The organism is Streptomyces sp. NPDC050388, from assembly GCF_040655635.1.
In the GTDB taxonomy this organism is placed as follows: Bacteria; Actinomycetota; Actinomycetes; order Streptomycetales; family Streptomycetaceae; genus Streptomyces.
The window spans coordinates 21,333-40,785 of record NZ_JBFAKH010000069.1 but is presented as its reverse complement, the minus strand read 5'-3'; the positions used below and the strand labels follow the sequence as shown (position 1 = coordinate 40,785).

General features: G+C 70.2%; 17 protein-coding genes. 6 read left to right on the top strand and 11 right to left on the bottom strand.

Annotated features, from left to right (window positions below; translation table 11 throughout):
• Positions 1 to 212: 212 nt before the first annotated feature.
• Positions 213 to 386, bottom strand: a complete 174-nt coding sequence (locus AB0I73_RS30700) for a CsbD family protein (RefSeq protein ID WP_363042805.1) — start codon at positions 384 to 386, stop codon at positions 213 to 215.
• Between the two features lie 132 nt (positions 387 to 518).
• On the opposite strand from AB0I73_RS30700, the gene AB0I73_RS30695 reads away from it, so the two are divergent.
• A complete protein-coding gene (locus tag AB0I73_RS30695; protein ID WP_363042803.1) occupies positions 519 to 695 on the top strand; it encodes a hydrophobic protein in 177 nt (58 codons plus the stop codon).
• 543 nt (positions 696 to 1,238) lie between these two features.
• Here the strand turns inward: AB0I73_RS30695 and AB0I73_RS30690 are convergent.
• A complete protein-coding gene (locus AB0I73_RS30690; RefSeq protein ID WP_363042801.1) occupies positions 1,239 to 2,498 on the bottom strand; it encodes a hypothetical protein in 1,260 nt (419 codons plus the stop codon).
• Between the two features lies 1 nt (position 2,499).
• Positions 2,500 to 3,342 carry an alpha/beta hydrolase gene (locus tag AB0I73_RS30685; RefSeq protein WP_363042799.1) on the bottom strand — a complete coding sequence of 281 codons (843 nt, stop codon included), beginning with the start codon at positions 3,340 to 3,342 and terminating at the stop codon, positions 2,500 to 2,502.
• Positions 3,343 to 3,560: 218 nt separating this feature from the next.
• Here AB0I73_RS30685 and AB0I73_RS30680 point away from each other — a divergent pair, with 218 nt between their 5' ends.
• Entirely contained in the window at positions 3,561 to 5,393 is a 1,833-nt protein-coding gene (locus AB0I73_RS30680) for an AMP-binding protein (protein WP_363042797.1), read from the top strand.
• 142 nt (positions 5,394 to 5,535) lie between these two features.
• Here the strand turns inward: AB0I73_RS30680 and AB0I73_RS30675 are convergent, their stop codons facing one another.
• The 6 genes from AB0I73_RS30675 to AB0I73_RS30650 form a co-directional block, all read right to left on the bottom strand.
• On the bottom strand, positions 5,536 to 6,174 hold the full coding sequence (locus AB0I73_RS30675; protein WP_363042795.1) for a transposase: 639 nt from the start codon (positions 6,172 to 6,174) through the stop codon (positions 5,536 to 5,538).
• A complete protein-coding gene (locus tag AB0I73_RS30670) occupies positions 6,171 to 6,566 on the bottom strand; it encodes a class I SAM-dependent methyltransferase (protein WP_363042793.1) in 396 nt (131 codons plus the stop codon). The genes AB0I73_RS30675 and AB0I73_RS30670 overlap by 4 nt, the downstream gene beginning before the upstream one ends.
• Positions 6,567 to 6,838: 272 nt before the next feature.
• The gene (locus AB0I73_RS30665; protein WP_363042809.1) at positions 6,839 to 7,171 is read right to left on the bottom strand and encodes a transposase; all 333 of its coding nucleotides are present in this window, start codon (positions 7,169 to 7,171) and stop codon (positions 6,839 to 6,841) included.
• The gene (locus AB0I73_RS30660; RefSeq protein ID WP_363042791.1) at positions 7,060 to 7,740 is read right to left on the bottom strand and encodes a transposase; all 681 of its coding nucleotides are present in this window, start codon (positions 7,738 to 7,740) and stop codon (positions 7,060 to 7,062) included. Before AB0I73_RS30660 ends, AB0I73_RS30665 begins: the two co-directional genes overlap by 112 nt.
• Before the next feature lie 82 nt (positions 7,741 to 7,822).
• Positions 7,823 to 8,224, bottom strand: coding sequence for a multidrug efflux SMR transporter (locus tag AB0I73_RS30655; RefSeq protein WP_363042789.1), 402 nt, complete (start codon positions 8,222 to 8,224; stop codon positions 7,823 to 7,825).
• 45 nt (positions 8,225 to 8,269) lie between these two features.
• Positions 8,270 to 8,590, bottom strand: a complete 321-nt coding sequence (locus AB0I73_RS30650) for an SMR family transporter (protein ID WP_363042787.1) — start codon at positions 8,588 to 8,590, stop codon at positions 8,270 to 8,272.
• Between the two features lie 452 nt (positions 8,591 to 9,042).
• On the opposite strand from AB0I73_RS30650, the gene AB0I73_RS30645 reads away from it, so the two are divergent.
• The 3 genes from AB0I73_RS30645 to AB0I73_RS30635 all read left to right on the top strand — a co-directional run bounded on the left by AB0I73_RS30645 (position 9,043) and on the right by AB0I73_RS30635 (position 14,444).
• Positions 9,043 to 9,492 carry a MarR family transcriptional regulator gene (locus tag AB0I73_RS30645; RefSeq protein ID WP_363042785.1) on the top strand — a complete coding sequence of 150 codons (450 nt, stop codon included), beginning with the start codon at positions 9,043 to 9,045 and terminating at the stop codon, positions 9,490 to 9,492.
• A 369-nt stretch (positions 9,493 to 9,861) separates the two neighbouring features.
• Entirely contained in the window at positions 9,862 to 11,601 is a 1,740-nt protein-coding gene (locus AB0I73_RS30640; protein ID WP_363042783.1) for an RNA ligase family protein, read from the top strand.
• Positions 11,601 to 14,444, top strand: coding sequence for a poly(A) polymerase (locus tag AB0I73_RS30635; RefSeq protein ID WP_363042807.1), 2,844 nt, complete (start codon positions 11,601 to 11,603; stop codon positions 14,442 to 14,444). The genes AB0I73_RS30640 and AB0I73_RS30635 overlap by 1 nt, the downstream gene beginning before the upstream one ends.
• Before the next feature lie 26 nt (positions 14,445 to 14,470).
• Here AB0I73_RS30635 and AB0I73_RS30630 read toward each other — a convergent pair whose 3' ends face one another.
• The gene (locus tag AB0I73_RS30630; protein ID WP_363042781.1) at positions 14,471 to 15,526 is read right to left on the bottom strand and encodes an integrase; all 1,056 of its coding nucleotides are present in this window, start codon (positions 15,524 to 15,526) and stop codon (positions 14,471 to 14,473) included.
• 195 nt (positions 15,527 to 15,721) lie between these two features.
• Positions 15,722 to 16,255 carry a 2'-5' RNA ligase family protein gene (locus AB0I73_RS30625; RefSeq protein WP_363042779.1) on the bottom strand — a complete coding sequence of 178 codons (534 nt, stop codon included), beginning with the start codon at positions 16,253 to 16,255 and terminating at the stop codon, positions 15,722 to 15,724.
• Positions 16,256 to 16,887: 632 nt separating this feature from the next.
• On the opposite strand from AB0I73_RS30625, the gene AB0I73_RS30620 reads away from it, so the two are divergent.
• On the top strand, positions 16,888 to 18,939 hold the full coding sequence (locus AB0I73_RS30620; RefSeq protein ID WP_363042777.1) for a serine/threonine-protein kinase: 2,052 nt from the start codon (positions 16,888 to 16,890) through the stop codon (positions 18,937 to 18,939).
• Positions 18,940 to 19,453 lie beyond the last annotated feature (514 nt).

Below are 19,453 nucleotides of genomic sequence, written 5' to 3'. Positions count from 1 at the left end.
CGAGCTGCCCTCGTCCTGCTCCAGCTCGAACACGGTCGCACCGCCTGAACGAAGATCACAAAACGTCACGAGACATTACCGAGAAGAGTTCACTGGGCTCCGTGAAACCCTATGCGCGGTCGAGCGACTGCGGTGGCCACCGTTTCCACCGGGATATCTCGAAGGGCCTTCCCGTGGTGTCACGGGAAGGCCCTTCGAGAAAAGAGATGCCGTCAGCGCTTGAAGGCGTCCTTGGCCTTCTCCTTGGCCTCACGGGCGTCCCCCGTGCTCTTTTCAGCCTGTCCTTCGGCGACCATGCGGTCATTCCCGATGGCGCTTCCCGCAGCCTCCTTCGTCTTGCCCTTGGCTTGCTCGGTCTTCGCCTTGGCCTTCTCGCCGGCAGTCATGGAATGCGCCTCCTCGTCACTTCGGTGCCGCTTTCGCAGTAGCCCACTAGTGCCCCGGCTCTCCCTGCACAAACAAGTCACCTTTGCGGAATGAAGAAACAGCCGCTGGGCATACGGCGGCCCAGGAGCTCGATGACTACGGTTTCCTTGCTGCTCGTTCTGCTTCTCGCACTCGTCCTTTTCGGCGTCGGTTCCGCCGTCAAGATCCTTTGGTGGGTGGCCCTGGCCGTCCTGGTGCTGTGGCTGCTCGGCTTCGTCGTGCGCTCCACGAGCGTCGGCGGTGGCCGTGGCCGCTGGTATCGATGGTGACCTGATATCGCAACCCCGTAGGGCCCGTCCCGGCAAGCGGGGTGGTCGGCCGGAGAAGCATTCACCACGCGAGAAATCGATCATCGTGTCGGCCCACCGGATCACCGCGGCGGCACGATCTGGGCAAAGAAGGCGAAGACCGCCCGCGCCGACAGCGGCTCGAAAAGAACCCGGCTGACCTGGGTGCTGCGAAGACGGTCACGGGTTGCTCGTGCCGTCGCCCCGCCCTTTGCTTCAGCACGCCCCACCCGGTCATGGCCAGGGGTGACGCCTCGGCTACGTCAGCCCCGTCGAGTTCGAAGAGGAGCACTACGCCGAGCAGGCAGCGGCCGAACGAGCGAACCTGAAACTCCGCCGCCCCGCTCTGACCAGCTGATCAGCCCCTCCCGAGCAACGGAGGAACCTCAGTGCAGGCCACCACGCTGTTTCGGGGTGGTCGGGCCGCTGACATCCCCGTTGTAGCCGCTTTCGCCCATGTCACGGAAGTGTCCGCGGAAGGATCAGGAAGGGTGCCGGGAGATCTGATGCTGGATCTTCCCCGCTTCACGCAGCGTGTGGCGTGCCCAGGACCTCGGTCATCACCGAGTGGATCGGGGCGCCGTTCAGTAGTTTCCCGATTTCCTCGACGCCGTGTTGGCGTTGTGGTGGGGTGAGCGAGAGGTACTGCTCGATGCGTTCGTTGAACGTCCGCCGGTACTTCGTGTAGAGCCCGCGGTCCTCCCGGACGCGGCCGGCCAGCTCGACCAGGGCGGCGGTCCCGGCGAAGTCGTCCTCCGGCAGCGGGTGACACGGAACCACGTCTGTGAATCGGCCCCCGGCTCGGCCGAACAACGTGCCGTCCAGTGCGCGCATGGTGAAGACGTGGGCGTAGTGCTGCTCGTGGATTGCCAGGGGCAGCCGCCCCAGGGCGATCGATTCGTGAAGTGCCGTGAGCCCGGGAGCCATCAGGTAGTCCGCGGTGCTCGCCGCCACCTGGAGCAATTCACGCTGGCGCAGGAGGCGGCAGTCGGCCCGGCTGCCCGCGGCCCAGATGGTCCGTTCCCGGCTCTCGCCGAACGGGCCGCCACAGACGAGGACGCGACGGAACTGGGGCCAGTCGCGCAGCAGATCGGGAAGCCACTGGTGCAGCAGGCGCACGTAGTCGTTGTTGACGTCGAAGTCCAGGAGGAAGTTCTTGAACCCGCCGATGTTGATCAACAGGTCGTATTCGGGCTCGGTGGTGTGCGTGACGTTCCGCAGGCCTTCGACGTCGATGATCGAGCCGGTGAGATGTATCTCGGGCCCCTCGCCCAGGGCGGCGAGCCCGGCTGCCCGCTCGGTGACGCCGGGGAAGTTCTGAACGATGCTGTGTGTGGCGAGCAGATGAGCCGCGACAACCCGCTCGTGCGGTGAAAGACCTGACAGGTGCTGGTCGGCGGCCGCGAAGCGGGAACGTGGCATGGTCGTGCACAAGTCGCGGATTCTGGCAGGCGGTTGTGTGAGCTGCCAGAAACTGAACAGGCTGTCCACCATGGTCACGGGTCGCCGCGCCACGACGGACCGGAACACCAACTCGGCGTTCATGACGGAGACCACGTGATCACTGCACCGCAGCAGGTCGTCGATCATTGCCGACCTGGCGTTCTCCGACAGCCCGCTGATGTCGTGGATGGTGTCGAAGGCATCGGGGTTGCGCCGGGCGAAGACAGCGGCGACGCCGTCTCCGACGAACACCCGCTCGTGTTCATGGAGCGACCGGGAAACCGCGACGAGTTCGGCGACCGGGCCAAAGCCGCAGTTCTGCGCCCCCATCACGATCCGCACGTCACCGCCCTCCGCCGGTGGTTCCCCGCAAAGCGTCTGCCGCCCCGGCCGCGAAGGTGAGCACCTCGACGAGCCGCTCGGCGAAGTCGGCGGGGTACCTCGCGTAGCCGACGTGTCCGCCGGGGAACAGTTCCACGTCGCGGCCGAGCCGGCCGGCGAGGACGAGAGCCGGACGGTGCACGAGGTCCTCGCGTGAGGCACGGCCACCGGCCCACACCACTTTGTCGGCTACTTCCTCCAGCGCGGCGGGGTCGGGTACGAAGCGTGTGAACGGCCGGACGAAGTGGGTCAGGAAGAAGTCGGTGTTGTTGTGCACTTCGGGGAGGGCCGGCGCGGGCCGGCCGCCGTGGAGGGCCTGCAGTTTGGTGAGGGCCGGCGCCATTCCTTCACGGAGGTACGTCTCGCAGATGTCGTCGAGAAGTGCCAGATGCCGCTCGGCGTCCGGAAGGACGCTCAGAACAGGTGGCTCATGGGCGACGACCAGCCGGACTCTGCCCGGGTGGCGGATGGTGAGCTCCAGGGCGATGAGCCCGCCCGAGCAGCTCCCGAAGACGGACACGGGCTCGTCCGGGCTGGCGAGATGTTCGATCAGGCGGTAGGCGTCGTCGGCGTGCTCCTCGACCCTCTGGTCCACCGGTGAGCCGTCGAGCACGCTGCGTGAGTTCCCGCGTGGATCATAGGTGACGACGCGGTGACTCCCGGCCAGGACGGCAGCCAAGCGTTTGTACACCGCCGCATCGGAGTTCCCTCCCCCGACGAGCAGCAGGAAAGGCCCCTCACCCCGCACTTCGAAATAGATTGTCGCGCCCGGTACCGCGAGCGTCCCGCTGTTCACTGGGGTCATCACACTCCAGGGGGCGAAACCGGTGTGATGACACAGCGTCGCACGGCCAGAACGGACCGTGCAGGGCGCACGGGAGTGGGACTGCCTGCTTCGTGAGCCCCTCGTCGTCGCATGCGCTTCCCACTGCTCCCGTACGCCGGTCTCATGGCGAGACGCACTGGGCATACCGGCCACGTCGGTCCCTGTTCTCACCACAGCCCTCAGGCAAGGAGGCCCGGTTGACGGGCATCGAAGAAGTGCGAAAGATCCTCCGCGACTTGGGAATCGAGGAAGAGCTGCTACGCGAGGACGCGCAGTTGCGTGCGCATATCGGACTCGATTCCGTCGACCTCACGCAAATCCAGCTGGACCTGGCCGAGCGCTTCGACACCCGCGTCGATCTCTGGGCAGAGCACGACTTCACCGTGCGGCAGCTCGGCGACATCGTCGGCGACCGCCGGCCTGGCGCGGGAGCTTGCGGGGAGTACCGGGACCGCGGCTGGTGGCGCCCGGAATTCCTGGACGACACCGTGCTGAGCACCCGCGTGCACGCGGGCCACCGCGCGGCAGTGGTCGACGCCGAACGCACCTTCACCAGGGCCGAGCTCGACGCGGCGGTGTCCGGTTGCGCCGCCCGGCTGGCGCACACCGGCATCCGGCCCGGCGACACCGTACTCGTGCAACTGCCGAACCAGGCCCGCATCATCGTCCTCGCGCTCGCGCTGATCAGGCTCGGTGCGCGCCCGGCCCTCGCCCTTCCAGCCCTGCGCGAGCACGAACTCGAGCCGGTGATCACCGCGTTGGCGCCGACCGCGCTGGCCGTACCGGCCCGACATCAGCGCTTCGACCACCTGCGGCTCGCCGAGAAGCTCCTCGAGCGGCACCCGTCGGTACGCACCCTGTTCGTCTCGGTTGCCGGCGACCGGACCGTCGGCCACGTGGACATCGACCGTCTCATCGAGGCCGGTGTCCCGGCTCCCGCCCATCCGGACCGGCGTCCCTCGGACACCGCCCTCTTCCTGCTGTCGAGCGGAACCACGGGCGCCCCCAAACCCATTGCCCGAACCCATGAGGCGCTGGGTCACGTGATCCGTTGCGCGGCAGCAATCTCGGGGCTGACACCCGAATCCGTGTTCCTCGCCGTCCTGCCGGTGACGCACGCCTTCGCCCTCTCCGCTCCAGGGGTACTCGGCACGCTCGCCAGCGGCGGAAAGGTCGTACTCGCCGCCCCGGACGACGCGACCGCCGCCATGGCACTGATCGAGCGAGAACGCGTCACACACTGCGCGCTCACCCCCGCGCTCGCCCGGCAGTGGCTCGTCGCTCGCGCCGCCTCCAGCGGTCCTGACCTGTCGAGCCTGCAAGTCCTGCAGGTCGGCGGGGCGCGCCTGGACGAATCCACGGCTGCCCAACTGGCCAGTGCCTTCGACTGCCGAATACAGCAGGTGTACGGCATGAGTGAGGGCCGGCTGCACTTCACCCGGCTCGATGATCCGCCCGAGGTGGCGTTCGCCACGCAGGGACGCCCCTCCTCGCCCGGTGACGAGACCCTGGTGGTGGACGGCGAGGGCCGGCCCGTCGCCGACGGTGAGATCGGCGAACTCCTGGTCAGGGGTCCGGGTGTCATCACGGAATACCACGGAGGCGCGGCAGCCTCGTCGTTCACCTCCGACGGCTTCTACCGCACCGGCGACCTCGTCCGCCGCCACGAGTCCGGGAACCTCGTGGTCGCCGGGCGCGTCAAAGACGTGATCAACCGCGGGGGAGAGAAAATCCCGGCGGACGAACTGGAGGCGTTGGTGCTGGAGCACCCCGGTGTGCGGGCCGCCGCGGCCGTCGCGATGCCCCATCGTGTCCTGGGTGAGGTCGTCTGCCTGTACGTCGTGGGCTGTGACGAAGGAGCACCGTCCCTGCGGGAGCTCCGCGGGTATTTGGAGGACAGCGGACTGGCCCGGTTCAAGCTGCCCGAACGGCTCGTCGAGGTTCCGGCACTCCCCTTGACCGCGATCGGCAAGACGGACAAGGTACGGCTGCGCCAGGACATCGTGACCCGGCTGGAGACCGAGGGCTGACGTGGCCGGGCTCCTCCCGCCCCGTCCTCCCGCCGTTCCCGTCTGTTCTCTGACGTGCCACGGATCGTCGTAGCCCTTCTCGTCCGGCCGTAGCGGGTGCCCAGCCCCTCGGGGGTGTGCTGTCGCTTCCCGCGCCCCGCGCTCAGGGCTCGCAGGTGCTCCAGCAGGCCGTGGTGGCCCCGGCGCTGTCGGCGCGGATGAGCGGCTTGGCCTGGGAGGAGTGCGGGATCTGGTGCAAGCACGCGGCGAGGACGCGGACGTGGGCGTCCACGGTGTTCGCTCCTGCGTTGCCCGCCCGAAGTTCCCTCGCGAGGCTCTCGCCGGTGTTCGCCAGCCGGCCGCCCAGCGGGTGGAAGCCGGACATGCCCTTGAACGTGGCCGCCCCTTCCTTCTTGGATGCGCTCGTGATGAGCGTGGCGTCCAGGTCCACGACGACCCAGCCCTCCAGATGCCACCCGGCGACCGTGAGCCACGGGAAGCCGCCAGGCTGCAGGCGGAGCAGAGTCCACACGTGCCGACATACCCACCGCCGCACATTCGCGATCCGCGTCAGGGTCTGGTTGTCCACTCCCGCGAGCAGCCTGCGCATCGTCGAGTCCGAGGCCGCGGCGCCGAACAGACCCTGGTGGTGAAGCTGGAGCTGCTCGGCCTCCGGCAGGCTACGCGCCCCCAGCCCGATCACAACGGCAAGCTGGACAAACACTCCGGCCGGCGTTGTCACGTCGGCTGACCGACCTGGGATGATCTTGTGGTCGATCGTGCCGGACAGGGAACGGCTCATGCCGTCCGCGCCGCCTTCGTACAAGGGGCACCGGTGGCCGATCCTGCCCGCCGCTCGGCCCCGAGGCAGCGGGTGCGAACTTCGGCAACGACGTCCAGCCAGGAGGGTGGTTCAATGCTGCCGGGGACTGGCCCGCCGACTACGACGACGGCTCCGCTGGCTGTGACGAGCTTGTCCAGTGCGGACAGGAGGGCGTCGCGTTCGGTCAAATGGAAGGCTTGGCCGAGGGTGACGAGCTGGAGCGGGCCGAGATTTAGGTCGTCGAGGTGGTGGGAGTCGCCGAGGCGCCAGTCGATGTTGGTGATGCCTCGTTCGGCGGCGAGTTCGCGGCCATGGCCCAGCACGCCGGGATCGGGGTCGACGGCGATGACCTCGCGCACATGCTCGGACAAGGGGATGGCGACGACCCGGTGCCCATGCCGAGGTCGAGAGCGGTCTCGGTGCCGTCGAGGCCGATCCGCGCGGCGAGGTGGGTGAAGAACTCGGTGGAGTATGCGGCCCGGTACTTGGCGTAGTAGGGGCGGCGGAGGTGAACAGCTCGTTGGGCTGGTGGCGCACGATGGGCTCCTTCAGGAGGGGGTTGGTCGGCGTCGGGGTGGGACGGCGGGCATGCCGAGGTTGATCTGGCGAGTCATGCCGGCGGGCATTGATGCCCCTATGGATGTCAAGCGACGGTTCCGCCGTGGTCTGTCGCAGGGCCCGTGGGGACGATGAGCCGGTAGATCCCGCGTGCGACGCAGCGCTTGAGGCAGCGGATGGTCTCTCGACGTGTTCTGCCCTCAGCTAGGCGTCGGTGCAGGTAGTCCTGGGTGCGGTGGTCCCAGCGCAGGCGGCTGAGGACGATGCGGTAGAGGGCGGCGTCGGCCTGGCGGTCGCCGCCGCGGTTCAGCCTGCGGCGCTGGGTCTTGCCGGAAGACGCCTCGACCGGACTGGTGCCGCACAAGGTCGCGAACGACGCCTCGTCGGCGAGGCGTTCGGGGTTGTCGCCGGTCGCGATGAGCAGGGCCGCGGCGCTGTCCGGGCCGACGCCGCGCGCGTCGAGCAGGTCGAGGTGCTTGCCTCGACCGTCTCGGCTATCCGCTTGTTGAGGTTGTCGCTCTCTTCGGTCAGGTGCTGGATGCGGCGGACCGGCAGCCGCAGGGTGTGGCGGGTGGCCCCGGCCGACCCGGCCACTTCCGGGACCTCCAGCCCGGCGCACCGCGCGAACAGGTGCGGGTCGGTCAGCCCGGCCAGGGACTCGCGCAGGGCGGCGTCGGCCGAGACGAGGACGCTCTTGAGCTGGTTGAGAGCCTGGGTCCTGGACTTGATCGCAGAACTCTTGGCCGGCTTGAACAGCCGCAGCATCTCCACCGGGCCGCCGCTCGTCTTCGCCGTCGCGGTGGTGCGTCCGGACAGCACGGCGCGGGCGGCGGCCTCGGCGTCGACGGCGTCGGTCTTGCCGTGGCGGCGCCGGGCGGCCTTGTCGGGCTGGTTGACCTCGGTCACCTCGATGTCCTCTTCACCACCGACAGGTCCCTCGATATCCAGGTACTCGGCCAGATGCTCAACGACCGGCCTCGGCACCACCGCGAGCAGGTCGTCCGGAAAGGACTCCCGCGGCGGACCGTCGCGAAGGATCGAGGCTGAGGACTGTGGGGCTGAGCAACCGTCAGTGTTCTACGCCTTGGACTTCCCTCGGCCCGGCGGCGGCCTCCTGGGTGTCCTGCGGCCTGTCGGCGAGCTTGAGCCAGACCACTCCGGCGATGATGGCGCCCAGCCACAGGGCTTGGGCCGGGGTAAGGGTCTCTTCGAAGAAGACGGGCCCCAGCAGCGCCGCACCGACTGCCCCGATTCCTGCCCAGACCGCGTAGCCGATGCCGACGTCAATGGTGCGCAGTGCGGCGCTCAGCGCCCAGAGCGTCAGGAGGAAGAACACGACAGCCACCAGCGACCACGACAGGCGGGTGAAGCCGTGGCTTCCACCGACGGCGAGCGCGTAGCCGACTTCGAACCCTCCGGCAAGGAGGAGCATGAACCAGGAGTTGGCTGAGTGGCGGGCTGCGTTGGGCATGTGCGCGAGTCCTTTCGTGGAGATGAGCCGGGCGAGAGCGGGAGGTCAGGCGGCACCACTGAGCTGGAGGCCGACAACCCCGGCGATGATGACGACGATGCCGAGCACCTTGCGCCAGTTCAGGCGCTGACCGAAGAGCAGCGCTCCGAGAAGGGTGATGCCGATGCCGGCAACGGATGTCCAGAGGGCGTAGCCGACACCGACGTTGAAGGTCAGCAGCGCCTTGCTGAGGAAGTAGGTCGCGATGGCACCGCTGAGCAGGGTTGCGACAGTCCACCTGCGGTTCCTGAAGCCTTCGGCCTTGCCGGCTGCGAGGGCAACGGCGATCTCGAAGATGACTGCGACAGCGAGACAGAGCCACTGCATGGGTGGTCCTTTCATTCGATGGAGGTCGACGTTGCGGGGTCGGCCCGCCGTGGAGTGCGCTGTACCGCGGGAACGGTGGCAGGTACGGCGAAGCAGTAGTCCGCCGGGACACCGTCGGGCGGAAGCGGGAGCGTCCGGCTCGGGCTCAGTCGAGTCGGTTGCGCAAGCCGAGCCCTGCGGACCCGATGGCGGTGAGGGCGGGATGCACTGCCGTCACGGCACGCACCTACATGTGGGCAGTGAGGTGACCAAGGGGCTGGATCCGCATGGAGTCAGTCCGCAGAGAACGGCAGCCAGGCCCGGCCCACGTTCACGCTCCGGGGACGGTTCGTCGATGTCGCGGACACGAATCCTCCAGTAAAATTGCTTGTACTTGCAACTAGATATCGAACGGCAGGAGTTTGCATGAGCATGTATCCTGCTGTCAACAGCGACTCGGGGAGGACGCATCTATGGCAACTTCACACGCCGCACCCCTGCACACGTCCGACCAGGCCGCCTGGAACCGGGTCCTCGCGCTGCACGCGCACGTCGAGCGCGAGCTGACCCACGCACTGCAGCGTCAGCACGGAATCGGCCTCTCGGAGTACCGCTCCCTGGAACACCTGCACCACTCCGACAAGAGCGAGCTGCGCATGCAGGACCTGGCCGACAAGGTAGGCCTGGGGCAGTCGTCGGTGACGCGCCTGGTGGGGCGGCTGGAGACGGCCGGCTTCGCCTACAAGGACCTGTGCCCGTCGGACAAGCGCGGCGTCTACGCCGTCATCACCGACGAAGGACGGGAGCGCTATCAGGCCGCGCGCGCCACCTACACGGAGGTACTGTCGTCCGCCCTCAACACCTTCACCGGCGACCCCCGGCTGGGTCCCACGGTCCAGGCCCTGCGCGCAGCCCAGAGCTGACCCCGGCTGCGCGAACCGGTTCGCGCGGCGCGGCCCTCCGACCCCCGGCACGTCATTTTAATTGTATAAACAACAGAAAATTTTTACGTGCTTGTTCCAGTAGGTGCTTGGCTGAGCATGTACCCGGCCGGATACTTTCAGGTTCAACACCGGAAGATTCGAGCGGCCGCGCGATCGCAGCCGGTCATGAAGTTGTCAGCTGCACGCCCGGCCGCCCTCATGCGAGCGGCCGGAGGGCGGGAGACACCGAGCCGACGGCACGTCACCCACCCACACGGCGGTGTCCTACCGGTCAACGATTATTCGGTGGATCTGCTCTCCTCGGGTCCCTACAGTGACCGGACCCGACATCGTCACGAAAAGCGGATCATGCGTGTGCCCTACCCCCGTACACCTCATCTCCCGTGGTCGCCGGGGGCGGCGTCGGACGACATACGAACCGGTGATCTGTCCGGGCTGCGCGGCCGCGAGGTCGTGGTCACCGAGAAGCTCGACGGGGAGAACACCACCCTCTATGCCGACGGGCTGCACGCCCGGTCGCTGGATTCCGCGCACCATCCCTCGCGGGCGTGGGTGAAGAGCCTGCAGGGACGGATCGGCGCGGAGATCCCGCATGGCTGGCGGGTGTGCGGCGAGAACCTCTTCGCACGGCACTCGATCGCATACGGAGACCTGGAGAGTTGGTTCTACGGGTTCTCCGTCTGGGACGGCGGCAACCGCTGCCTGGACTGGGACCGGACGGTCCGGTTCCTGCGGCGGCTGGGAGTTCCGGTGCCGCGGGTGCTGTGGCGGGGTGTCTTCGACGAGCGCGCGCTGCGCGCGCTGCGGTTGGACACCGTGCGCCAGGAGGGCTACGTCGTACGCACCACTGAGGGGTTCGGCCGGCAGGAGTTCGGACAGCGGGTGGCCAAGTGGGTGCGCGAAGGGCACGTTCAAAACGATACGCACTGGATGCACGCCGCTGTCGTGGAGAATGCTCTGGGCCCGAACGCCGCGCTGTGGGCGGTGCGTTCGGGGGCGGCCGCCGACGTGCCGTCCCTGTCGGCCGCGCTGGACGTCGCCCCTGAGGATCCGGCCGCCGCCGAGGCCGCCGTCGCCGATGTGTCCGCGAGACTGGACGTGCTGGGCCGGTCCGGGGACGCACGGCTGGAGGGTGTCCTGGCCGCGATGCTCCACAGCACGCGCCGGGCATGGCTCGGGCCCCGCCTCGCGGGGCCGCTGGACATGCCCGGCGCCCGCCGCGTCGCAGACCTGGTCGGGCTGTCCCCGATGCTTCAGCGCCCGTACCCGGACGGCGACCGCCGGACCGGCCTGGCACGCTTCGCTCTCGCCGCCGACCTGGGGGTGCTTCACGCGGTCGCAGGGGCGGTCGCGCACACCGCCGAGGCTCGCGAACAGGTCGAATGGTCCGCGTTGCACGCCGAGGAGGCCGGGCTGCTCGGCGAATCGCCACTGGAGCCGCTGCGGGCCGGGCTGCGGGACGCACTCGCCGGCCTCGGCTCCGCTGCCGCCGACCGGTGCTGGGCGGAGGCGCGGGACGCGTTCGCCGAAGAGCGGATCTCCTCCGTCGACGAGGCGGTGGCGGCGAGTTGGCGGTGGCGTTCCGGGGCGTTTCCCCGGCTGATCCATCTCGTCGGGCCGTCGGGCAGCGGGAAGAGCACCTTCGCCGGGAGTCTCTCCCGGACCGACTCGTGCGTCTCCCTCGACGATCTGCGTCAGGCCCGGGGCTCCCGGGCCGACCAGCGGGCCAACGGGGAGGTCCTGCGGGAGGGGCTGGACCGACTCGACTCGGCGCTGGCCGGCGGCGGGACCGTGGTGTGGGACGCCACGTCCCTCAATCGGCACCAACGTTCTCTGGTGCACGGGGTGGCACGGCGCCGCGACGCCCTGGTCACTCACGTGGTCGCGCTGGTCGACGAGGAGGAGCTGGCACGGCGCAACAAGGGGCGTGCCCACCCGGTGCCGCCCGAGGTGCTCGCCTCGCAGCTGCACCGGTTCACCCCGCCCTACCCGGCTGAGGCCCACCGCACTTGGTACATCGGAGCGGGCGGAACCGTCGACGACACCGCAGGCACGTTGGACGGCATCGTGGATGGAGAAGAGGCGTGATGCGCACGAGCGACGAGATCTACCACCGGGTTCGCTGGGACCCGCGGTTCGATCCGGCCCGGTTCGTGCTGGGGATCACCCAGCGCGGTGCCGCCCCCGAACGGGTCCCGCTGCCCTCCTTCGTGCCCGGCGGCGACATCCCGTGGCACCGGGTGCTGTTCGTCGAGGCGGACGGCGAGCTGGTCTGGGACCGCACCACGGGCGTGGACCGCATCGACACGTCGGGTGCCGGCCGGGTACGGCACCCGCGCCTGCTGCGAGCGCCCTTCTTCACAGCCGGGACGCCCCACGCATGGGAACCGGCAGAGGGATGGCGACCCGCGGACGGCGCACCCCGGACGACTGCGCCGAGCGCGGGAAGTCTGCGCGTACTCACCTGGAACACGCTGTGGGACCGGTACGACAGCGACCGCATCGACACCGCCCGGCGCCGCCCCCTGCTGCTCTCAGCCCTGGAGGACGCCGACGCGGACGTCCTCGCGCTCCAGGAGGTCGAAGCCGGTCTGCTCGCCCTGTTGCTGCAGGCACCCTGGGTCCGCGCCGGTTACACCCTGGGCACTGCCCCGGGAGGAAAGGACGTCGAGGACAGCGGGCTGCTGCTGCTCAGCCGACTGCCCGTACGGGAGGCGGGGCGGCACGAACTCGGACCGCACAAGGCCGTCACCGCCATCACCGTGGAGACCGTCTCCGGTCCACTCGTGGTGGCCACGACCCATCTGAGCAGTGACCACTCCCCCAACGGCCCGGCCCGGCGGCAGGCCGAACTGGGCCGACTCGCCGAGGGACTCGGCGGCGTGGACGGCGATCTGGTCCTGGTCGGTGACTTCAACGACGGCGGCGACCAACCGACCGCCGTGCTCGGGCTGCGGGACGCCTGGACGGAGGTCCACGGGCCCGGCGACCGGACGCCCACGTTCGACCCGGGCGTCAATCCGCTGGCCGCGGTGTCCTCGCTGTCCGGCCGGGCCTCCCGGCTGGACCGGATCTTCCTGCGTGCGGGGCGGCTGCGGGCGACCGGGGCATTCCTGCGGGGTGACTCGCCGACGACGGACGGGCTCTACGCCTCGGACCACTACGGCGTGGAGGCGGACCTTCAGCTGAGCGGTACGGAGCCCACGGACGTCCTCGACGCCCGGCCGACCACCCGCACCGCGTTGGCGTGGATCCCTCCCCAGGAGCTGTGGCCGAGCCTCCAGGGCATCCGCCGGGAGCACGATCCGCAGTTCCACCGCTGGCCGCCGCACGTCAACCTGCTCTTCGGTTTCGTGCCGGAGTCCGACTTCGAGCGGGCCGCCCCGTTGCTGGCCGAAGCGGCGGCCGGCACGACGGCCTTCACCGCCCGGCTGGACGGGGTGCACACCTTCGGGCACCGGGACGACGCCACCGTCTGGCTCGACCCGGCGGCGGCCGGCGCAGCACCGTGGGCAGGACTGCGTCGCGCTCTGGAGGAGCGCTTTCCGCGCTGCCGCGGGCGCGCCGAGGGCTTCACCCCCCATCTCACCCTGGGCCGGACGAAGGATCCGCAGCGCCTCGCCGCCGCATGCGCCACCCGGCTCGACCGCATGCCTGCACGAGTGGGAGAACTGGTCCTGCTCTCCCGCCGGGGCGATGAACCGATGCGTCCACGCGCCACGATCGCTCTCGGAACGGGCGACGTACGGTGGCTGCCCGAAAACCCCGGACCCGTTACCACCGAGCCGGCCGCGGAGAGCGAGGACCGCGCCGCCCTGGCGCGCAGGACGGCGCAGCGCATCTCCGCGGCGCTGGGTGACGGAGTCGTCCACATCGTCGGGTCACGGCGCATGGGCTGCGCCCTGGCCGGAGCGGACCTGGACCTGGTCGCGGCACTGCCGGGCAGCGCCGACCCGGCCGACGTCCGGGCACGGGTGACCGCCGCGCTGCCGGACGCCACCCGGGTGCGGCAGGTGACCGGTGCCCGGGTGCCGGGCCTGCGGCTGCGCACCGGTGATCTGGACGTCGACCTGGTCATCGTCGCCACCGGAACGCTCGACCCCGGCGAAGCAGTGGCCCGTCGCGCCGAGTTGGGCGAGGGGGCGGCGATCGCCCTGAGTGCGGTGAGCGACGCGGACGCCGTACGGGCCGCGGTGGGCGACCGCCACACCGCTTTCATCCGGCTCGCCAGGCAAGTCAAAGCATGGGCCCGGGCGCGCGGCCTCGACTCGGCTCCCTTCGGTGGGCTGCCGGGCCTGGCCTGGTCGGTGCTGGCGGCCCGTACGACATGCGAGGCCACGGACCCGGCCGCTCCGGACCTGCTCCGCCACTTCTTCGGTACCTGGGTCGCCTGGGACTGGCGGGACCCGATCGGCCTCACATCCACCGGAACGGGACCGGGCACACCCGTGGCACTCATGACGCCCACCAGTCCCGTCCGCAACTGCACCGGCCAGGTCGGCGCCTGCTTCCGGGACCTGCTGACCGATGAGCTCTACCGCGCCTGGACTGTCCTGGAAACGGCAGCGGACGCAGGCACGGACCCCTGGCCCGAGCTGTTGTCGCCGCCCTCCCCGCACCGGCGGCACGCGGCCTGGGCGATCCTGACCGTAGGCCCGGGCCCCGCCGAGGAGTTCGAGGAGACTCTGGGGCGCGTCCGGGGGCGTCTGCGAGCGCTGCTCACCGCGCTGGAGGACGCCGGAGCGGGGGACGCGTACGCCTGGCCCCGCCCGTTCGAGACCGGGCCGGTGGTCGCACGGTACGCCATCGGCCTCGGCCGTACCCCGCCCGACGCTGCCCGGCTCGCGGAAATCTCCGAAGGGTGGGGCAGAGACCTGTGCGGGGTCGACGTCACGTGGGCGGAGTGCGGCACCGTACCGTCCCTGCGCTGACGGGAGGGGTGACGCGTCAAGGAACGTCACCCCGAACGCGGTCCCGCGGCCCCGGGAGCCCGCCGGGACAGGGTGTCCGGCCCGCCGACTGGGGCTGCGGCCTCGTTCTCGCCCGCCGGTCGGTCAGCGCTCCAGGTCCCTCCGCATCTCGACGAAGAGCTTTCCCGCATCGGCAAGCGTGCTGTCCTCGAAGAGCGCGACGGCCGCCGTGCCCTCGCCGACCCACCCGCAGATAGGGTGCCCACGGCTCTCCCGCAGATCGCGTTCGCCTTGGGTGCCCGCGGTGGACCGAGCAGGACCTCCACGTCGTCGGCCTCGAAGACGGCGTCGAAGGCGCTGGTGTACCTACTGTCCCGGTCGCGGAGAAGGAAACGCAGGCAATCCATGCGGCGGTCCAGTGCCAGGGCGGGGTTCCTCGCCCGTTGAACGGTCCACCGGGCGGTGGGCTGCGCGGTGACACCGGCGAGGTGGATTCGTCCGGTGTCGTGCTCGATGAAGACCAGGGCGTACAGGCGCCTGAGGGAGATGGTGCCGAGGCGCGGGAAGTCGGCGGCGAGGATGCCGTGGGCCTGGGCGGTGAGGAATTCACGCCAGGACGGGCCGGAGCGCTGCGGAGCGGGATCGATGCCGGCGGTGCGCAGGATCTCCCAGACCGTGGACGGGGCGATCGAGTAGCCGAGGCGGGCGAGTTCGCCTGGGATCCGGCGGTGGCCCCAGGCATGGTTCTCCTTCGCCGGGCTCAGGATGAGTTGCTTGGCGGTGGGCGCGTGGAGGGCCGTCCTGGGTGGCTGCGCTGAGGATGCGCCCACGTCCGGGCGACGAGTCGCCGGTGCCAGGCCGCCGGCGTGGTGGGGGCCCGCGAACACCTGACGCCGGCGCTCGCGCGGGACCAGCCGGGAGAGCACGGCGAGCCGGATCCGGTCGGCGGGCTCGTGGCGGACCCGGGCGATCTGGCGGCGCAGCACCGCGTCCTCGTGCCGCAACGCCGGCACCTCCGCATCCTTCGCTACACGGCTGCGCAGCATGGCGGCGGGTACCGTGATCAGATTCCGGACCAGCGCGGTGACGATGGACAGCGGCATCGAAGGATCGTCGCAGATGCTGTGCCGGCCGGTCCTGTGACCTGGGAACTTCCAGGTCAGGCCCCGGAATCGTGCTTCCGAGCGGGACACGACCAGATCAGGGAGCGCTGTGGCGGCAGGGGCATTGCGGACGGTGCCACTGGCCGCTGGGCCACCACTTCGGTGGGGGCGCCGGCCGGTTGGCATCGGGACGTCTCAGGGGCGGGGCTCCAGCACCTCCAGGGCACCGGTCTCGGTGTCGTAGCTGCGCAGGGTGATGAGCCGGACCGACAGCGGCGGCGCCGGCAGCAGTTCGGGGACACGCCGGCCGACGAAGGCACCTGCCCGCCGAGTACGGCCGAGGGTGATGTGCGGCCTCCAGAGCCCAGGTTCGTGGAATGGGCTGAGGGTCTCGGGCGGGCTGTCCGAGGCCACCGCCTCCCACACCCGGCGGTGCAAGTCGGCCAGCGCGGAGTCGAGATCCAGCGACCAGGCCAGCACCGAGGTGGGCCTCTCGAAGCGGACCACGCCGGTGAACCGCACCGGCAGCGGCAGGGCGGCGGCCACCTCGGCGAGCTCCCAGCGGATCGGGGCGGTCAGCTCCGGGCAGGCTGCCAAGGTGAGGTGCGGGCTGTTGGTCGGTGAGCGGTGGCGCGCCTGACTGGGCAGCCCCGCGTCCGCGAGCCGCCGCCAGGCCTTCCGAACCGCCAGCTCTGCCGCCTCATCCAACAGAAGCTCGACCGTGCGCACCGCCGCAGCCTACCGGCGGTCTGGTCCTCGCGGGCAGGCCGTACTGTTCAGGAAGCGTGGCGGAAGGCAACGGCAGGGCCGATGACGCCCGAGGACGGGCCGCCGCCGGCGGCGCCGGGGCATCCACCGGGCCGCATCCACCCGGTCCCCCTGTTCGCCGTGCGCCGTGTCTGGGCTGCACCTTATGCCGCGCGGGTGGCGGGCGCCCGTTCCGCAGGCCGGGTGCCACGGTGGGAGGCTCGTGGAGCTTCTATGTGGGGCCGGGGCTCTGGGGGCGGTGCTGCTGGTGGCCACGCCGCCGGGGCTGGCGCCGCGCTGGCTGCGGCACGTTGCGCGGGTTCGGTGTTGCGCGTCGGCGGGGCCGCCGCGCAACACCCGGCCGCTGGAGCGCCCGGAGCGGGGAGGGGAGGGGCCGGTGCTCAGGGTGCGGCGTCCGGCCGGACGCGGGGACGTGGGCACTGGCTTTGTGGCGGCCAGGCCGATTTCATGATCACAACACAACCAAGGGGCCCCCGTGGCAGTCCACCTCATGGTGGCTGAGGAATGCCACCCGGAAACGACCCCTTCGTCCGTCCCGAGTTCACTCGGAGGTGCGGTCGTTCCCGCGCGAAGACTTCCTGAATGGAACCACGTTGAGCGTTGTTGTCGCTTCCAGCGGCCGGGTTCAGCCGACTCGTCCCGGTGATCCCGCCCGCATAGGCCCCTACCGGATCATCGGCCGTCTCGGTGCCGGTGGCATGGGCACCGTCCACGCGGGTCTCGACCCCGCCGGGGCTCGCGTCGCGGTGAAGGTGATCCACGCCCCGCAGGCCCAGGACCCGGAGTTTCGCGCCCGGTTCCGCCGTGAGGTGCAGCTGTCCGCCCGCGTCCAGGGGCCGTGCCTCATCCCGCTCCTCGCGGCCGACACCGAGGCCGAGGCGCCGTGGCTGGCCACCGAGTATGCCCCCGGGCTCACCCTCAACGACCACCTGACCGCTCACGGCCCGCTCACCGGTGGCATGCTGTACGCCTTCGCGGCGGGCACCGCCCAGGCACTGGCCGCCGTCCACAGTGCCGGCGTGGTCCACCGGGACGTGAAGCCGCAGAATGTCATCCTCACGCCGGGCGGGCCGCGTGTGCTCGACTTCGGTATCGCGCACGCGGTCGACGGCACGAGCGTGACCCGCACCGGGGTCATGACCGGAACGCCCGGCTGGATCAGTCCCGAGCACTATCGCACCGGCAGCGCCGGACCGGAGAGCGACATGTTCGGATGGGGCGCGCTTGTCGCGTACGCCGCCACAGGGCGGCTGCCCTTCGGCTCGGGCGCGCCGGACGTGGTCGCCTTTCGTGTGCTGTCGGGCGATCCCGACCTGGACGGAGTGGGGCGGGAACTTCGGGACATCCTGGAGCGGGCACTCCGGAAGGATCCCGCAACCCGGATCACCGCCGCGTCGGCGGCCGACGAGTCCTTGGCCCTCCTGGCGACCCAGTCGACCCAGGTGCTCGGTGCCGGGACGAGCCCCGAGCCCACCCTGGTCGGCGAACTCGTCTCCGCCGAGTGGCAGATGCCCACCATCGACGACCCCACCTGGCACGCCCCGCGGTCGGCCGTCCGGCGGCGCGCCGTGACGGCGGTCCTCGTCGCGGGTTCGCTGATCGGCGGGCTCGTCGGAGGAGCCCTGGCCCTCCGGCCAGGCGACAGCGAAGGCGGTGGTGGTGCGGAGACGTCCGCACCGAACCGTGCAGGACTGTCCGAGGGAGGAGACCAGGACGGTGGTGGGTCCGGCGGCGGAGGCGCCGCCACGCCGGCACCTCCGAGCGACCCGAGGGAGGCCCGGATTCCGAAGGATCCGCTGGCCGGCGTGTCCAACCCCGCCTACACCCGCGCCACAGACGACGCGCAACCGTCGTCCGCCGAGTGGAGGGCCAGCTCCTCGTCGAGCGACGACGAGGAGAAGGAAGCGGCACAGTCCGTGCTGGCCGACATGAAGACCGTGCTCGCCACCAAAAACATGGACTTCATGGAGCCCACCGTCACCTTCAACAAGCGAGCGCAGACGATGATGGTCACCGGAGGGCCGATCCCCCAGATCCCCGAGGAGAATCTGGAGGTCTTCCGCAGGGCCGCCGAGATGGCGATGTGCTCCGCCTCCGCGCACCGGCTGAAGGACCACCCCAGCACCTGGCCCTACGGCCGTTACTCCGTCCACTGGAAGTGGGGCGAAACCGATCCCGAGCCGATCACCCTCGGCTTCGGCCAGGCCATCAGCGGATGCTTCAACGAGGTCGCCGGACAGTGGCAAGGCGATGACCTTGGCATCGCGACCGCACGCATCCCGAGCGCCGACCAGAACGAGATCCGCGTCGCGGACGACGCGGACAAGGCCATCACCGCAGCCTGGGACGCCGCCGTCGCGGAGGGCAACGGCAACGAGCCCTTTGCCACGGACAACGCCATCAACCTCGGCTTCGACCCCGTGGAGAAGGCGGCGTACGTATGGGCCTCGGACAGCTCCGGGGTCCTCGTCGGCCGTGCCCAGCGCTCCAACTTCCAGGGCGTCACCTCGTCGACCCTGTGCCCCAAGCTGCTCGCTGAGTACAAGGCCAACAAGAGCTGGAACTACACCCGTTGGTCGGTGGCGGTGTACCCGGCGGGGGAGGTTGAGCCGGAGATCATTTCCTCGGGCATCTGTACACCGTGAGGACGCGGGGCGACGGTGCTGCGGGATTCGGCTGCCCATCAGACCATCCCACCCGGTCAGTCAACGTGGCAGTGCCCGTCGCCCGCCGCACCCTGATGTTCGGCGTCACCCCCACCGGCCACTGACCTCCACGGCGCTTGCGGTCACGGGCCGACTCCGCGCGCTGCGCCAGGACAGCCGGATTGCAGGCCTGCCGACGGGAGAGCCGGCAAAACGCCGTTCGGAACCGCACAGACCGCCCTTTCCCGTGGCTGTCGTGATCCGCTCGGCGCCCGCAGGGGGGAAGGCACTGATACGGGGAGCGCAGAGGGAGCCCTCCCAGCACCACGACCACCAGTCCGCCCCGGTGGGCCGACTGCAGTCGCGACGGCGTTTGCGCGCTGGCACGAAAGTGCCACGAACATGGCGTGCGACCCGCTGTTTCTCACCTGGTGCGGCGCCGCTGTCGAAGACCTGGTGGAGTACACCACGGGTTGCTTCTCGGCAGTCTCCGCCCCGGACACGGCCGGGCACT

Excerpts from the sequence above, each read along its gene's own strand:
- AB0I73_RS30700 (WP_363042805.1), bottom strand. The coding sequence starts at position 386 with ATGACTGCCGGCGAGAAGGCCAAGGCGAAGACCGAGCAAGCCAAGGGC.
- AB0I73_RS30685 (WP_363042799.1), bottom strand. The coding sequence starts at position 3,342 with ATGACCCCAGTGAACAGCGGGACGCTCGCGGTACCGGGCGCGACAATC.
- AB0I73_RS30655 (WP_363042789.1), bottom strand. The coding sequence starts at position 8,224 with ATGCCCAACGCAGCCCGCCACTCAGCCAACTCCTGGTTCATGCTCCTC.
- AB0I73_RS30630 (WP_363042781.1), bottom strand. The coding sequence starts at position 15,526 with ATGCCGCTGTCCATCGTCACCGCGCTGGTCCGGAATCTGATCACGGTA.
- AB0I73_RS30695 (WP_363042803.1), top strand. The coding sequence starts at position 519 with ATGACTACGGTTTCCTTGCTGCTCGTTCTGCTTCTCGCACTCGTCCTT.
- AB0I73_RS30645 (WP_363042785.1), top strand. The coding sequence starts at position 9,043 with ATGGCAACTTCACACGCCGCACCCCTGCACACGTCCGACCAGGCCGCC.
- AB0I73_RS30635 (WP_363042807.1), top strand. The coding sequence starts at position 11,601 with ATGCGCACGAGCGACGAGATCTACCACCGGGTTCGCTGGGACCCGCGG.
- AB0I73_RS30640 (WP_363042783.1), top strand. The coding sequence starts at position 9,862 with ATGCGTGTGCCCTACCCCCGTACACCTCATCTCCCGTGGTCGCCGGGG.
- AB0I73_RS30675 (WP_363042795.1), bottom strand. The coding sequence starts at position 6,174 with ATGAGCCGTTCCCTGTCCGGCACGATCGACCACAAGATCATCCCAGGT.
- AB0I73_RS30650 (WP_363042787.1), bottom strand. The coding sequence starts at position 8,590 with ATGCAGTGGCTCTGTCTCGCTGTCGCAGTCATCTTCGAGATCGCCGTT.